Origin of the sequence: Candidatus Villigracilis affinis (assembly GCF_016705895.1) — a bacterium.
Taxonomy (GTDB): Bacteria; Chloroflexota; Anaerolineae; order Anaerolineales; family Villigracilaceae; genus Villigracilis; species Villigracilis affinis.
The window spans coordinates 234728-248059 of record NZ_JADJKT010000004.1; the positions used below are offsets into that span (position 1 = coordinate 234728).

At 53.7% G+C, this 13332-nt stretch carries 17 protein-coding genes; 8 read left to right on the plus strand and 9 right to left on the minus strand.

Annotated features, from left to right (window positions below; translation table 11 throughout):
• Nucleotides 1-28 precede the first annotated feature (28 nt).
• From IPI86_RS02475 to IPI86_RS02485, 3 genes are all read right to left on the minus strand, one after another.
• Nucleotides 29-610 carry a DUF998 domain-containing protein gene (locus tag IPI86_RS02475; RefSeq protein ID WP_345296396.1) on the minus strand — a complete coding sequence of 194 codons (582 nt, stop codon included), beginning with the start codon at nucleotides 608-610 and terminating at the stop codon, nucleotides 29-31.
• A 69-nt stretch (nucleotides 611-679) separates the two neighbouring features.
• Nucleotides 680-985 (minus strand): RNA-binding protein, encoded by a 306-nt coding sequence (locus IPI86_RS02480; RefSeq protein ID WP_345296397.1) that lies wholly within the window; start codon nucleotides 983-985, stop codon nucleotides 680-682.
• A gap of 142 nt (nucleotides 986-1127) precedes the next feature.
• Entirely contained in the window at nucleotides 1128-1526 is a 399-nt protein-coding gene (locus IPI86_RS02485) for a hypothetical protein (protein ID WP_345296398.1), read from the minus strand.
• A gap of 174 nt (nucleotides 1527-1700) precedes the next feature.
• Between IPI86_RS02485 and IPI86_RS02490 the strand changes: the two genes are divergently transcribed.
• Nucleotides 1701-2474: an enoyl-CoA hydratase-related protein gene (locus IPI86_RS02490; RefSeq protein ID WP_345296399.1), complete on the plus strand. Its 774-nt coding sequence runs from the start codon at nucleotides 1701-1703 to the stop codon at nucleotides 2472-2474.
• A 28-nt stretch (nucleotides 2475-2502) separates the two neighbouring features.
• Complete coding sequence (locus IPI86_RS02495; RefSeq protein ID WP_345296400.1) at nucleotides 2503-3273, plus strand: AAC(3) family N-acetyltransferase; 771 nt, start codon at nucleotides 2503-2505, stop codon at nucleotides 3271-3273.
• A 150-nt stretch (nucleotides 3274-3423) separates the two neighbouring features.
• Here the strand turns inward: IPI86_RS02495 and IPI86_RS02500 are convergent, their stop codons facing one another.
• From IPI86_RS02500 to IPI86_RS02510, 3 genes are read right to left on the minus strand one after another with little or no spacing between them, the layout of a single operon-like run.
• Nucleotides 3424-4170, minus strand: a complete 747-nt coding sequence (locus IPI86_RS02500) for an alpha/beta hydrolase (protein WP_345296401.1) — start codon at nucleotides 4168-4170, stop codon at nucleotides 3424-3426.
• The gene (locus IPI86_RS02505; protein ID WP_345296402.1) at nucleotides 4154-5407 is read right to left on the minus strand and encodes an alpha/beta fold hydrolase; all 1254 of its coding nucleotides are present in this window, start codon (nucleotides 5405-5407) and stop codon (nucleotides 4154-4156) included. Before IPI86_RS02505 ends, IPI86_RS02500 begins: the two co-directional genes overlap by 17 nt.
• Nucleotides 5408-5409: 2 nt before the next feature.
• On the minus strand, nucleotides 5410-6192 hold the full coding sequence (locus tag IPI86_RS02510; protein WP_345296403.1) for an alpha/beta fold hydrolase: 783 nt from the start codon (nucleotides 6190-6192) through the stop codon (nucleotides 5410-5412).
• A gap of 172 nt (nucleotides 6193-6364) precedes the next feature.
• On the opposite strand from IPI86_RS02510, the gene IPI86_RS02515 reads away from it, so the two are divergent.
• The 6 genes from IPI86_RS02515 (at nucleotide 6365) to IPI86_RS02540 (ending at nucleotide 9916) form a co-directional block, all read left to right on the plus strand.
• Complete coding sequence (locus IPI86_RS02515; RefSeq protein WP_345296404.1) at nucleotides 6365-6925, plus strand: sigma-70 family RNA polymerase sigma factor; 561 nt, start codon at nucleotides 6365-6367, stop codon at nucleotides 6923-6925.
• Nucleotides 6922-7173 (plus strand): hypothetical protein, encoded by a 252-nt coding sequence (locus IPI86_RS02520; protein ID WP_345296405.1) that lies wholly within the window; start codon nucleotides 6922-6924, stop codon nucleotides 7171-7173. Before IPI86_RS02515 ends, IPI86_RS02520 begins: the two co-directional genes overlap by 4 nt.
• Nucleotides 7166-8089, plus strand: a complete 924-nt coding sequence (locus IPI86_RS02525) for a hypothetical protein (RefSeq protein WP_345296406.1) — start codon at nucleotides 7166-7168, stop codon at nucleotides 8087-8089. Before IPI86_RS02520 ends, IPI86_RS02525 begins: the two co-directional genes overlap by 8 nt.
• A gap of 63 nt (nucleotides 8090-8152) precedes the next feature.
• Complete coding sequence (locus IPI86_RS02530) at nucleotides 8153-8425, plus strand: ATP-binding cassette domain-containing protein (protein ID WP_345296407.1); 273 nt, start codon at nucleotides 8153-8155, stop codon at nucleotides 8423-8425.
• Complete coding sequence (locus IPI86_RS02535; protein ID WP_345296408.1) at nucleotides 8374-9069, plus strand: ABC transporter ATP-binding protein; 696 nt, start codon at nucleotides 8374-8376, stop codon at nucleotides 9067-9069. Before IPI86_RS02530 ends, IPI86_RS02535 begins: the two co-directional genes overlap by 52 nt.
• Nucleotides 9038-9916, plus strand: a complete 879-nt coding sequence (locus tag IPI86_RS02540) for an ABC transporter permease (protein ID WP_345296409.1) — start codon at nucleotides 9038-9040, stop codon at nucleotides 9914-9916. Before IPI86_RS02535 ends, IPI86_RS02540 begins: the two co-directional genes overlap by 32 nt.
• On the opposite strand, the gene IPI86_RS02545 is transcribed toward IPI86_RS02540, so the two are convergent.
• From IPI86_RS02545 to IPI86_RS02555, 3 genes are all read right to left on the minus strand, one after another.
• The gene (locus tag IPI86_RS02545; protein ID WP_345296410.1) at nucleotides 9821-10396 is read right to left on the minus strand and encodes an 8-oxo-dGTP diphosphatase; all 576 of its coding nucleotides are present in this window, start codon (nucleotides 10394-10396) and stop codon (nucleotides 9821-9823) included. The genes IPI86_RS02540 and IPI86_RS02545 overlap by 96 nt on opposite strands.
• Nucleotides 10393-11436, minus strand: a complete 1044-nt coding sequence (locus IPI86_RS02550; protein WP_345296411.1) for an alpha/beta hydrolase-fold protein — start codon at nucleotides 11434-11436, stop codon at nucleotides 10393-10395. The genes IPI86_RS02545 and IPI86_RS02550 overlap by 4 nt, the downstream gene beginning before the upstream one ends.
• 81 nt (nucleotides 11437-11517) lie before the next feature.
• Nucleotides 11518-13329 carry an OB-fold nucleic acid binding domain-containing protein gene (locus IPI86_RS02555; protein ID WP_345296412.1) on the minus strand — a complete coding sequence of 604 codons (1812 nt, stop codon included), beginning with the start codon at nucleotides 13327-13329 and terminating at the stop codon, nucleotides 11518-11520.
• Between the last annotated feature and the right edge of the window lie 3 nt (nucleotides 13330-13332).

Below are 13332 nucleotides of genomic sequence, written 5' to 3' on the forward strand. Positions count from 1 at the left end.
ATTTTTTGAGGGCCGTTTTGGCAGTTCTTCACTTGCTTAATTTCAGCGCGATGACTTCGTTCCACGCCAGGATCGCGAAAAGGAAAACATAAAACGCCGCACCTTTGAGCGCGAATGCAGGCGCGGCAAGAGCGAGGGTGAGCCATGTATAAAGCGCATACGGTTTCCAACGCTCGCTCTTGCGAAAGGCGAAACCAAGCACGATCATGGCTGGGAACAGGGTAAGCCCAAGCAGGACGAAGGACAGGTCGTGTAAACGTCCATGCCAGGTGGCTGGGGTGGTACGGATCGTTGGGTCGGTGGTGAAGGCCAAAGATGCGAGCGCTAGACCGGCAAATGCCAAAAGGGCGCATCCGATCTGGGATGTGCGGGCAGGTTCGAGGTCCAGAAAGAGGCGGGCGGCGAAGAGGGTCATGAGCAGTCCGCTGGCGATGAAGGTCGCGGTCATGATCCATCCGTATTTCCCAAGCGCAAGGCCGCTGGGCCAGTCGAAGGTGGGATCGTTAATAGGATGCCAGCCGAGCCCGCGCAGGAATTCATATTTGACGAGGGTCAGTGCGGCGAGCACCACTGCGAAAAGGATGGGACCGAGCAGGATGATTCGTTTCATGGAGTAATGATAACAGCCCTGCAATTGCAGGGCTGTTGATTTTATTCTGGTTCAGGGCTGGATATTTTTCTAGTTGCGGTTCTGTCCACCGCCGCGATTTCGATCTCCGAAATTGCGTGGACGGTTTTCAGGTGGGCGGGCAACATTGACTGTGATGGAACGGCCCATAAAGTTCTGACCATTGAACATGCTGATGGCTTTTTGGGCTTCATCTGCTGTTGCCATTTCGACAAAACCGAAGCCCTTGGCACGGCCAGTAGCGCGATCTTTGATCAATGCAACAGAGGTGACGGTTCCGGCCTGACTGAAGTGTGACTTGAGTTCGTCTTCAGTGGTGGCGTAGGGCAGGTTGCCTACATATAACTTGTTTTCCATCTCTTCTCCAAGTGTATCAACGTTCCAGCCTGAACGACATTGCACTGCGTTGGTAACAGAGCAAGTGTGACAAAGTTTATCATGATTAATATAAACTGAGAATAACTTTAGGATGGAAAAACGACCGCTTCGCTCTGCGCTGTTACCTGCTCCATCCACCCGGTAAACGCATCACCCCGACATAGACCAGCAAAAGCGCGCCGAGGATGCAGAATAATGTATTGCGGAAGCGGGTCTTGTCGGCGGCGCTTTTCCAGCGCGCAGGCAGATGCGCAATCACTGCGGCAATGATCATGGTGGTGGCATGTTCGATACGGACCATGGGAAAGCCGACACCCGCAAAACCTGTCCAGAGCATGAAGATGAGGCCGAGTGTCACTTGCAGGTCGAGCAGGCCGCTGAAACCGGAAGCGAGGCCGCGGTCCATGCCTTTGAAAGCGCCGCCGCGCAGCCAGCCAAGCGCGAATTTGACGATGGCTACAACCGCAACAACAACGATCAACCAGCGCAGGTACGAGTGAATTAATAATAAGATTTGCATTTTGTTCTCCTGACGGCGATTATACAACAAGGCCTTTCATACTTTATAATTTATCCCAAGTGGTTACCTTTCAAACAAATCGTTGCTTTTTGGCGGGAAATTTGAGCAGCATGGTGACGATTGAGAAAATTAATTCATGGGACACGTTCTGTGCCCAACCTATTTGGAGGACGCATGACATACACAACCATATTGACGGAAACCCGGGGGAAAGTGGGCCTTGTCACACTAAATCGCCCGCAGGCGATGAATGCATTCAATTCCACCATGTTGACCGAATTGTTCGATGCGCTGGAAGCATTCGATAACGATGAGAACGTCGGCGCAATGGTGGTGACCGGCAATGAAAAAGCATTTGCCGCAGGCGCAGACATCAAGGAAATGGCGGAAGCCTCGCCTTTTGAAATGATCACGCAGGGACGTGTGGAAAAATGGGACCGCATCCGCGGGATCAAAAAAGTTGTCATCGCCGCTGTGTCGGGGTGGGCGCTGGGCGGCGGATGTGAATTCGCAATTTCATGCGACATGATCGTCGCTTCAGAATCCGCAAAGTTTGGCCAGCCTGAGATCACCATCGGGGTCATTCCCGGTGCGGGCGGCACGCAGCGGCTTGCGCGTTTGCTCGGCAAACAACTTGCGATGGAAATGGTCATCAACAACCGCACGCTGACCGCCGCCGAAGCCCTGCAATTCGGGCTGGTGAATCGCGTTGTGCCGATAACTGGATATCTCGACGCCGCGATTGCCTTTGCAGAGGAGATCGCTTCCCGCGCGCCAATGGCTGTGCGCATGGCCAAGGACTCAGTCAATGCCGCGTTCGAGACCACGCTCACCGAAGGTCTCAAAGCCGAGAAACGCAACTTCTATCCGCTGTTCTCGACGGAGGATCAAAAGGAAGGCATGAAGGCCTTCATCGAAAAACGCAAGGCGAATTGGAATGGGAAGTAGTCTGTTCGCTGCTTGACTACTCAAACGAATGAATCTGCGAAACGCTTTTTCCCAATTAGGCCTGAGTAAACAACTTGTCATTGCGCATGCTTCCCTGCGGGCGTTCGGCCCCATCGAAGGCGGCGCGGATGCGGTGCTTAACGCGCTGCTCGAAACCACGCGTGGAATTATCATGCCGACCTTCACGTATAAGACTATGTTGAATCCCGAAGTTGGGCCGCCGCGCAATGGCATCACTTATGGCCGCGAATCCGACTTGAACAAAATGGCCGAGCCTTTTTATCCCGACATGCCCGCTGACAAGTTAATGGGTATGCTTCCTGAAGTACTGCGCAATCATCCGAAAGCGAAGCGTTCGTCACATCCGATTCAGTCATTTGCGGGGATCAATGCGGATATGATCATCAATACGCAGACACTTTATGAACCTTTTGCGCCGATCGCGGCTCTGGCCGAACGGGACGGCTGGGTGCTGTTATTGGGTGTGGATCATCGGGTGAATACGAGCATTCACTATGCTGAAAAACTTGCAGGGAGAATGCAATTTATCCGCTGGGCATTGACGCAGGGGAAGGTGGTGGAGTGCCCCGGATTCCCCGGCGATTCGGAAGGATTCAATGCCATCGTACCCGCCGTTGTGAAATTCACCCGCAGCGTGGAGGTTGGAAATGCGCTCGTGCAGGCCGTGCATTTGCAAAGCCTGATCCACGCGGCAATGGATATGATTCGAGATAATCCGCTGGCGCTGTTGTGCGGTAGACCGGATTGTGAACGCTGCGAAGCGGTGCGTTGGGGATAACAATATAAATGGAGTGCGGACTTCAGACCGCTTTTTATAAATAAAAACGACAAATCCACGAAGATAATTTGTGGATTTGTCGTTTAAAGAAAATCGGGATGCAGGCTGTGTAAAAAACGCCGATCCTTTTATTGATGACTGCCCAAACGCCTACCTTGAAAGTTCCACAGCCTCGCCGCCATATTCACCGCTGACGCTTCGTGTGCCTTCAGCGTCACGGATGTAGGTGAGCGTTCCTTCTTTCAGTCCGCTCACGGTCACTTCGAGGGTGAATGTCCCGTCGTCGTAGTTGTTGAGTCCGCTGCCGGTGAGAGAAAAGCCGCTTGTGAACGAGCAGGCTTCGAGTGAGAATGAATCGCTGGTATCCGTCGCTTCGAAAGACATCACACCGCCGAATGGGCATCCAATGGAGGTGGGCGTGAAATAATCCCAATAATAATATTCGGGCAGATAGTAAATTTCATCATCGATCATGGACAGCGCTTCGAGCGGATCGCTGAACTCTTTTGCGTCAAGCGGCAGAAGCGGAACGAATTCATCGGCGACGACCCCTTCGCAGGTGGATTCACGTTCAGATGGCGGCTGGCCGTTGACCATAAACTCGGTGACGATCGCATCGACACATGCAGAGCCAACGCCATACGTAACATGCGGACCGCCTTCCTGGGTGACGAGATAACCGTCATCGAGGCGGCGAAAGACATTGATGCCATTCGAGACCGGCGTGGCAGGATCAGCGATGGCGCCCAGAACCAGCGTGGGAATTCCATCCGCAGTGAGCGGCGCGGGGCGGGCGGCGTTTTCAACTGCATTCGGCCAGAACAGGCAGGGAATATCGCCGTAAAAGAGCGAAGAGAAATTTGAAACGGTTTGTTCCACTTCATTGCCCGCCTGCATCAAAGCCGCGCCGCGTTCCTCCGGGTGTGCCGCTGAAGTAACTGTAATCCTGGCATTCCACCCCGTAGTAGATCGCATCTGAATAGGATGGATCGATCATGGCTTCGAGCGTTTCGGGATCGATGGCAAGTGAATTATAGAGAATGCGTGCCATTGGAACGATATCTTCATTGCGCGAATAGGCGGCCAGCGCGCGCAGGAACATCATGCGCAGCGTTTCTGAATACATATATCCTGTGGCCGATGTTTCGAGGTCTGAAAAAGTGAAGGCGCGTTTTGCAACACCGCCTGAAGGCAGTGGGAAATCGAATTCGATTGGTTCTTGTTTGAGTCTTTGCGAAAGTTTATTGTATGCGGCGATGGCATCCCCGCCGCCCATGGTCTCGGCGCAAATATCGTCTGCGTTGCAGGCTTCGAGCGTTAATTGCAATGCATTGTTGAAGGCGGCGGTTTGTTGAACATAATATTCCACGCCTGAAAGTGTGAGGTCAACGGTGCCGTCTAGGATCATCCCCGCCAAATGATCGGGGTGCGCCGCCGCATAAGTTTGTGCATATTGGGTTCCATAGCTTTCGCCGTACAACCAGAATTTTTCATCGCCGATCACTTGCCTGAAAATTTCCAGATCTTCCACGGCTTGCGCGGTACCGAGATAGGGCAGGATATCGGGATTGCCCATTTCAGCCACGCATTCACTCGCGAACGTGCGCGCAGTTTCCAAAAGCGCGGCTTCCTTTTCCGGTGTGCTTGTATCGAAATCGGAAAGATAATATTTCGCGGTCGCGTTCACGCATTGCAAATTTCCCGATTGCCCCACGCCGCGCTGGTCGAAGAATACGATGTCATACTGCTCGGGAATGGCTGGGTCCATCGTGGCGGTGTAACTATCTGCGCTGGCGAGGCCCGCGCTGCCAGGTCCGCCGGTGGCGGTGACGAACATGCCCTTGCGTTCGCCTGTCGCGGGCAGCACGCCAAAGACGACATCGATCATGCGCGAATCAGACGGATCGAAATGATTCAGCGGAACGGGCAGCTTGACGCAGATGAAATCGCTATCCGGACATGGATAGCTGCCGAGTCCTTCCAAACGGGAAGCTGTATCTTGTGAAGGGGCATTCGTTGCGCCGACACCTGGTTCCGCAACCGTTGGCTCGGCATTGTTTGCCGCTGGCATCAGGGTGGAACATGCCAATGTGACGATGGCCAAGACGGTGATACCGATAAATGACTTTTTCATGGTCATACTCCTTTTTCATTTAGCCAGTTCAGAATTCTTTCGGCAACCGATTTCCAGCCTGCTTCGACCATCATGTTGTGCGCCATGTGCGGGAATATCTCCGCTTGTAAACCATATCCATGCGCCGTGGCATGCACCTGGCTGGCGGTGATGGCATTATCGAATTCGGCGCCGAGGATGAGCAGGGGTGTCTTGATCTTTTTGGGGCGGGCCAGATTCAACCCGAGCAAATCGAGAAACATGCGGAAGGATTCGTCGTTCAGTTTTTTATGATATTTTAGGACTTGTTCCTCTGGCATGTCTTTTGAGAACAAAGCCCAGCGCGCGGCTTCAGGTGTTTCAACAACGGGGTACAAACGCAGCTGCGTCAACACCTTGAATAAAGTGATTGGGCGTTGTGCGGCGATACGTAGAAAGGTGGGCCACAACCCAAAATGTGGATTGGATGCCAGCAGAACGGCCGCGGGCGCATTGTTTCTTTCAAGATATTTCTGGGTGAGAAATCCGCCCATCGAATGGCCGATCAAGGCTGGGGGAGTCGGAAGCGTTTTTGCGATTTGTTCCACATCGCTGAGATAATCCGCAATTTTGTTTCCGCGTATTGTCCCTTCACTGCCAGCATGTCCGCGCAAACTTAAAGCGGTGACGTGATAACCCTTGTCTGCGAAGAAGGGCAGAAAGAATTCATCCCAGCACCATGCGCCATGCCACATGCCGTGGATAAAGAGCAGAGGCGTTTCGTGTGTTTGATTTTTGGGGATGCGAGTAATGGTTTCGAGTCTCATGATTTCTCCTCCGGCGTTGAGCAACTGGTCATCGAATGTTTTCGCTTCTCCATTGTACTGGACTCCTGCTTCGGTTTTTCTGTCTCATTTCCATTGCGGGCGGGGTTATATGGTTGGAGCAGGCTCAATCACAAATGACCGAAACTGGCTGCACAAGAGTATGATTCAGTTAATGAAGAAGCGCAAAACTGAATTGCTGAAGACATCCGAGGCTGAGTCAGACTCGCGGGAGTTTGAGTCTGTTTTCAGGGAGTATTGGGCGTATGTCTACCGCATCCTGAAACGACTTGTGGGCGACCCTGCCGAAGCGGAAGACCTGGCGCTGGAGACATTTTTTCGTTTGTATCAACATCATCCCCGCAAAGTGGATGGGTTTCAAACGGGAGGATGGCTGTATCGAGTGGCGACCAATCTCGGGCTGCGTTCGATCCGCAGTTTCAAACGGCGTGAACGTTATGAGATCGAAGCGGGAAGATTCGCACTTGAAGAATCTCCCGAGGCGCGTCCTACGGTCATCCATGAGCAGGCAGAGGAGCAGGCACTCGCGCGCCGCGCTTTGGCAAAAATGAATGAGCGGCAGTCGCAGTTGCTGGTCCTGCGTTATTCGGGACTGTCCTACAAGGAGATCGCCGCGTCCCTTGGGCTCTCTCCCACATCCATTGGGCCGCTGCTGGTGAGAGCTGAACGTGAATTCGAAGAGTGTTATCGGGTGCTGACCCGGGAGGAACTATGAAGAGACATTTGACCGATGGAGAATTGCGCGCATCCCTCGATGCTGAATTAGAGGAAGGTCTGTTGCTTCACCTAGATGCCTGCCCCGAATGTCAGACCCGCCTGCTGCAATTGAAGCAGGAACACCTTCGCAGCGCGAATCGGCTGTCGTTTTTGAATCAAGGGGATCGAACCTGTTCCATCGGCTCGGTCTGCGTGGAGCCGTTTTACCCAGGAATATTTAAATCAAAAGGAGATATCCATGTTTAAAAAATTATTTGCGTTTCCCGTCGTGCGCGTTGGCGCGATCGCTGTTTTATTGATGGCGTTGTTGATGGCCTTCCCCACCACCCGCGCCCTTGCAGGCGAGTTGTTGAATCTGTTCCGTGTTCAACAGGTGGCCGTGCTTCCGATCGATTCGACCGGCCTGGAAAGCCTGACCGGCAATGAAGCCCTCAGCGGACGTTTGAGCGAATTGGTTTCAAGTTCGACCGAAGTTACAGACGAACCCGGTGAGCCTGTAGTGGTTGCCAATGCGGAGGAAGCCAGCGCAAGTGCGGGATTTAACGTGCGCCTGCCTGCTGATGCGGCGCCTGCGAAAATCTATGTGACAGACTCCGCGGCATTCACACTGACAGTTGATCGGGCCAAGGCGCAGGCTTTGCTCGAAGAAGCGGGTCGCGCCGACCTCGTTCTGCCTGAATCCATCGACGGCGCAAAGATCGCGGTCAGCATTCCCTCCACGGTGAATACCACGTTCGGAACCTGCCCTGAACCTCAAACAGATAAACCCGCCATGGATGAAATGGACGGTCCGCGTGAAAGCTACCCGGATTGCATCGTCTTCTCGCAGATGACCAGCCCCATCGTCAACGCCCCTGATGGTGTGGACATGGCCGAGCTTGCCCAGATCGGTTTGGAATTCACCGGCATGAGCCGCGAAGATGCCGAAGCCTTCACCGGCACCATCGATTGGACTTCCACCCTCGTGATCCCCATTCCGCGCAATGCCGCCACCCATGCCGATGTTTCGATTGACGGCGTGACCGGCAAGCTCATTCAGCGCACGACCGAATATTCATCGGAATACGTATTGCTTTGGGTCAAGGATGGAATTGTGTACTCCATCAGCGGATCAGGCACAGATACTGCCCGTGCCTTTCAAATGGTGGAAGCTCTTCCGTAACATAAAACGGACTCCAACGATACGAGTTGTTGGAGTCCGTTATTCTTCGTATAAAATATATTCATGAGCATTCCAGCGATCAAGACCGAAAACCTGAGAAAAGAATTCGGTACCCAAGCCGCAGTCAAAGGCCTCACCCTGCAAGTAGAGCAGGGTGAGGTGTTCGGTTTTTTGGGGCCAAACGGTGCAGGCAAGACCACTTCCATCAAGATGTTGCTGGGGTTGGTTGCGCCTACCTCGGGCACGGGGACATTATTGGGTGCGCCATTGGGGATCGCGCCACCTTGGCACGAATCGGATTTCTGCCTGAGCATTTCCGTTTTCAGGAATGGCTGACGGCAAATGAATTCCTTGAATTACACGGCGAATTGCTCGGCATGGATTCGCGCAGCTTGTATCTTCGTCGCGATGAATTACTGGAACGCGTGGGCTTGATCGAATTCCGTCATAAACAACTGCGCACATTTTCCAAAGGTATGTTGCAGCGCATCGGCCTGGCGCAGGCGTTGATGAATCACCCCGCGCTCGTGTTTTTGGACGAACCCACTTCAGGTCTGGACCCTGTTGGGCGCAGGCTTGTGCGTGACATCATTCATGAATTGCGCGAAGAAGGCACGAGTGTGTTTCTCAACTCGCATCTCCTGAGCGAGATCGAAGTCACCTGTAATCGTGTGGCGTTCATCCGTCACGGCGAAGTGGTGCGTGTGATGGAAATGTCTTCGCTGGACAAAAACGCTTCGATGCTGACCATCCGTGCCATTGGGCTTACACCTGAGATCCTTTCCGGGCTGGCGCAATGGGGTGACGACATCCGCGTGGATGGCGATCATCTGACCATGACCATCCGCCAGGATAGTGACCTGCCCGAGATCAATCGTCATTTGGTGGAGCGAGGTGTGCAGGTCTATGCGTTGACTCCCAATCGACTCTCGCTCGAAGAAATTTTCATTGAAACACTGGGAAAGGACAGCGGATTATGAAAAGGACCTGGATTATTGCCCGCATGACTTTCCGCGAAGCCATTCGACGACGCATCGTTCTTACGGACTGGTACTTGGTCTGTTGTTCCTGACAGTTTTCTCGCTGGGATTTCGCATGGTGTACGTCAATGCCTATGATCGCGCAAGTGAAGAGACAGGCGCGTTCGGGAGCATCATGGTCAACGAGGGTGTCAATGTTTTGATGCTGGCTGGTTTGTATGCCGTCACCTTTCTCTCCGCCGCAATGGGAGCATTGCTCGGCGCAGACACACTCTCCGGCGAGATCATCTCCGGCACGATCCAAACCATTGTCACCAAACCCGTGCGCCGCTCGAATGTAGTGCTCGGCAAGTGGCTTGGCTTTGCGATCCTGCTGGCTGGCTACTCATTATTGATGTCTGGGGGGACGGTGCTCAGTGTGTGGATTCAATCGGGATATGCGGCACGAAATGTTTTACAGGGATTGCTTCTGATTTACCTCGAGTCCCTGCTGATCATGACCATTTCACTTTCCTGCTCCAGCTTTTTATCCGGGCTGGCGACAGGCGGCGTGGTATTCGGGTTGTATGGGATGTCCTTCATCGGCGGCTGGGTGGAACAGATTGGCGCGGTCTTTCAAAATCAAACAGCGATCCGTGTTGGGATCGTGACCAGCCTCATCATCCCGAGTGAAGCGCTCTGGCGACGCGCGGCCTTTGAAATGCAGTCGCCCATTTCCGGGGCGTTGGGCATGTCTCCCTTTGGGACAACATCAGTTCCCAGCCCGTTGATGATCGGGTATGCGGTGTTTTATCTGGTAGTTGCATTGATGGCTGCGGTCAGTATTTTTAATCAGCGGGATCTTTAAGAAATACACTTCCCTGTCAGTTAATAAAACGCCACAGCGTGATTGATAAATCGATCTCCATCGTAATTGAATTTTCGCGGAGAAGAAACGTCCCTGCGCCAACCACGGCAGGAAGACCTGGTCGCTGTCCCATAGTGGAAGGTTGAGCACTTCATCGTCGGGGATCCATTCCAATTTACCTTCTGGGACTTCCTGTAATAACCTGCCTTCGAAATCGTGCGCTGTAAAGACATACACATACCAGTTGTTGCCCTTGAAGTTGGTAAAGGTCAGCAGGCCATGCAAACGCGGAGCGTGGATCGTCAACCCCGATTCCTCCCAAACCTCACGAATGACACATTCCTCGGGCGATTCGCCCTTTTCGAATTTCCCGCCGAGACCATTCCACTTGCCTTCGTGGATGTCGTTCGGGCGTTTGTTGCGATGGATCATCAAGGTCTGTCCATCTTTTTTGACATAGCATAACGTGGCGAGGATCATAAAGGGAACATCGCCTCCAATGCGCGTGGAAGTTCATCGCGCCAGAAAGCGTAGTTGTGCCCCGCACCCGCCTCGCGATAGGTGACGTCGTAGCCGTTTTCACGCATCATCGGCTGCAGACGGCGGTTGTCATTCAGCAGCCAATCGAATTGACCGATCGTCATCCAGATCTTGATCTCGCGCGATACCTTTAAACGGATCAGGTCCACGGCAACGAAATCGCGCCCCTCGGCTTCGAAGACACCCGATTGAACGATGACCTTGCCGAAGATATCGGGCAGGCGCAGCCCTGTGTACATGGACATCAATCCACCGAAGGATGCGCCCAGCACGCCATACCCGCCGCGTTGCTGTTTGATATTGAGCAGGTTTAATTTTTTCGCCGCGAAAGGCAAAATGGAATGTTCGACCGTCATCAAGGTCGCATCGGAACAGGCATATTCCACGCCGCGGCGTTTTCCGCCATTTTGCACGAACGCCATTGCGATCGGCTGGATGCGCTTCTCGTGAATGAGATTATCCACGATGACGTTGAGCCTGGCGCGCTTGAGATAATCGACACCGTCGTAGACGAGCAGCAGCGGCACGGGCCCGTTGACGGGCGGCTGGTAGAGATACAACTCACGCTCGCCGCCTTCTTCGATCATCCACGTGTCGGCGAGGTGACGGGTGACTTTTCCGCTCGGTATGCCTTTGCGTTTGACGGCGTACAAGGTCGGCCCCGCCTCGGGCATGTAAAAGAAATGATTGTAGTGTTTGATGCCGTTGAAAACCGTGTTCTTGTTCAACGGGTCTTTGACACGTCTCTTTGTGCGCGGATCATAAAAGGAATATTCGAGATAGGCATCTCGATTTAGGTCAAGCGAATAGGTCCACAGGTCGGGCGCAATACGAGTTAGCTTTTGCGGATTCTCCTCCCATTCGTGGATGTCGTCGATCAAACACGGCGCGGACTTCCCTTTCCACACAAAGGTGACATGATTCCCTTCGATGACAGGGTTTCCGTTTTTGCGGGCCAGTTCGAGAAGGTTTGTGCTCATGAGCCCCATTGTAATGGACCTCCGAGGTGCTTTGTAAAATAAAAAGTGACAGTCACATTAAAGTGGCTGTCACTTTGGTATCTACTGAAACGTGATCGGTTCCACGCGCCAGCTTTCTTCGCCCATGAGCTTTTTGAGCCGTTCGAGCAGCTCGGGGCAGATGCGGGTGGTGTCGTTGGGGAAATCGATCAGATGTCCCTTGCCGTTCTCGAAAATTTGAAAACTGAATTTATCGCGCCCGTGATGCGAGATGAGCGTGCCGTACAGGGTCTTGATGCGGCGCTTATCGCGTTCATGATCGCCTGTGGAGCGCAGGATGATGGTGATCTGCTGGGGCGGATGTTCCTTGTCCTTATTCTCTTTTACGAGCGGGACGTAGAGCGATGGAAGGATCGCTTCGTGCTTGTCTTCGGCCTGATCCACTTCATCGGCATTCGTCAACGCTGCGACAGCGCGAGTCACCAGCGGCGGAGTCACTTCTTCGTTTTTCTTGAACTTCGGCTCAGGCTTGGATGCGATGGCGGCTTCGTCGAAGGATGGCTGCCATTCATTCTCCCAGCCGTCGGGGAAGTTATCGGGTGGCGGCGGCATGTCGTCGTCCACGGGTGAAATGGGGGTGACGTAAACGGGAGCAGGTTCGGCAACTTGCGGAACGCTGACTCGCTGATTCGTTGATTCGGCTGGCTTCTGCTGCGGCGGCTGAGTCGCTTTTTGGACGGGAGCAGGCCTGCCCTGAGTTTGATCGAAGGGTGTCGGTTTGGGTTGAGGCGTTTGTGGTCTGAGGGGTGCGTCCGCTTCTGCGCGCGGGAGCAAAGGCTTGGGAGTTAGATCCTGCTTGCCGTATTGGTCATCCGCAGGCACAGTCATATTGATCTCGGTGCGGACAATATCCACGAGAATTTTTGCAGGCGGGTTACCTTGATCCACCTTGCCTTCGACGATGACGATCTGCCCGACGGTGAGGGTTTCGCGGAATTTTTCCCAGGTCTTGGGGAAGAGCACGAGTTCGATGTTGCCTTGAATGTCTTCGATGGTGACGAAGCCCATGGGCTTGCCGGTTTTTGTGGTGTACGGGCGCACGACGCTGATGAGCCCCGCCACGCGGACTTTTTCTTCGTGGCTGGCTTCGGAGAGCTGGCCCGAAAAATAGCTGACGATGTGCGCGAGCTGGGTTTGGAATTCGTTGAGCGGATGATCGGAAATGTACAGGCCGATGAGTTCGCGCTCCCAATTGAGCATGTCGCGCTTTTCAACATCTTTCACTTCGGGCAGGGTGATCTCTTCGATGATGCCTGTGGTGGTGCCGAAGAGACTCATCTGCCCCGCATCTGCGGCGCGGAAGTGATTGCTGCTGATGGCGACGATGCGGTCAAGCGAGCCGAGCATGGATGCGCGGTTGCCGAACTGATCAAGCGCGCCAACTTTGATGAGACATTCAAGCGAGCGTTTGCCAACGGCGCGTAAGTCTACGCGGCGGGCGAAGTCGTTCAGGTCGATGAACTTGCCTTCGTTGCGCGCTTCGACGATGATCTCCACCGCATTCTCGCTGACGTTCTTGATCGCGCCAAGCCCGAAGCGGACGCTGGGGACTTTTTTGTTATTGGCTGTATCTTCAACATCTTCAATTGCAAAATCCCAAAGTGATGCGTTGATGTCGGGCGCAAGCACAGGCACGCCCATCGAGCGCGCGTCTGCAACGTAGATCGCGATCTTTTCAGTCTGTCCCGCCGAAGCGGACATGAGCGCCGCCATGTATTCGGCTGGATAATGCGCTTTGAGATATGCCGTTTGCACAGCGATAACGCCGTAGTCTGCCGCATGGGACTTATTAAATCCATACCTCGCGAACTCTTCCCAATCCATGTAGATCGCGTCGGCAACGGATTGATCCATGCC

Coding starts and splice junctions, on each gene's coding strand:
- IPI86_RS02555 (WP_345296412.1), bottom strand. CDS start 13,329: ATGGATCAATCCGTTGCCGACGCGATCTACATGGATTGGGAAGAGTTC.
- IPI86_RS02550 (WP_345296411.1), bottom strand. CDS start 11,436: ATGAGCACAAACCTTCTCGAACTGGCCCGCAAAAACGGAAACCCTGTC.
- IPI86_RS02490 (WP_345296399.1), top strand. CDS start 1,701: ATGACATACACAACCATATTGACGGAAACCCGGGGGAAAGTGGGCCTT.
- IPI86_RS02520 (WP_345296405.1), top strand. CDS start 6,922: ATGAAGAGACATTTGACCGATGGAGAATTGCGCGCATCCCTCGATGCT.
- IPI86_RS02510 (WP_345296403.1), bottom strand. CDS start 6,192: ATGAGACTCGAAACCATTACTCGCATCCCCAAAAATCAAACACACGAA.
- IPI86_RS02505 (WP_345296402.1), bottom strand. CDS start 5,407: ATGAAAAAGTCATTTATCGGTATCACCGTCTTGGCCATCGTCACATTG.
- IPI86_RS02495 (WP_345296400.1), top strand. CDS start 2,503: ATGAATCTGCGAAACGCTTTTTCCCAATTAGGCCTGAGTAAACAACTT.
- IPI86_RS02545 (WP_345296410.1), bottom strand. CDS start 10,396: ATGATCCTCGCCACGTTATGCTATGTCAAAAAAGATGGACAGACCTTG.
- IPI86_RS02525 (WP_345296406.1), top strand. CDS start 7,166: ATGTTTAAAAAATTATTTGCGTTTCCCGTCGTGCGCGTTGGCGCGATC.
- IPI86_RS02480 (WP_345296397.1), bottom strand. CDS start 985: ATGGAAAACAAGTTATATGTAGGCAACCTGCCCTACGCCACCACTGAA.
- IPI86_RS02500 (WP_345296401.1), bottom strand. CDS start 4,170: ATGCAGGCGGGCAATGAAGTGGAACAAACCGTTTCAAATTTCTCTTCG.
- IPI86_RS02485 (WP_345296398.1), bottom strand. CDS start 1,526: ATGCAAATCTTATTATTAATTCACTCGTACCTGCGCTGGTTGATCGTT.
- IPI86_RS02475 (WP_345296396.1), bottom strand. CDS start 610: ATGAAACGAATCATCCTGCTCGGTCCCATCCTTTTCGCAGTGGTGCTC.
- IPI86_RS02530 (WP_345296407.1), top strand. CDS start 8,153: ATGAGCATTCCAGCGATCAAGACCGAAAACCTGAGAAAAGAATTCGGT.
- IPI86_RS02515 (WP_345296404.1), top strand. CDS start 6,365: ATGAAGAAGCGCAAAACTGAATTGCTGAAGACATCCGAGGCTGAGTCA.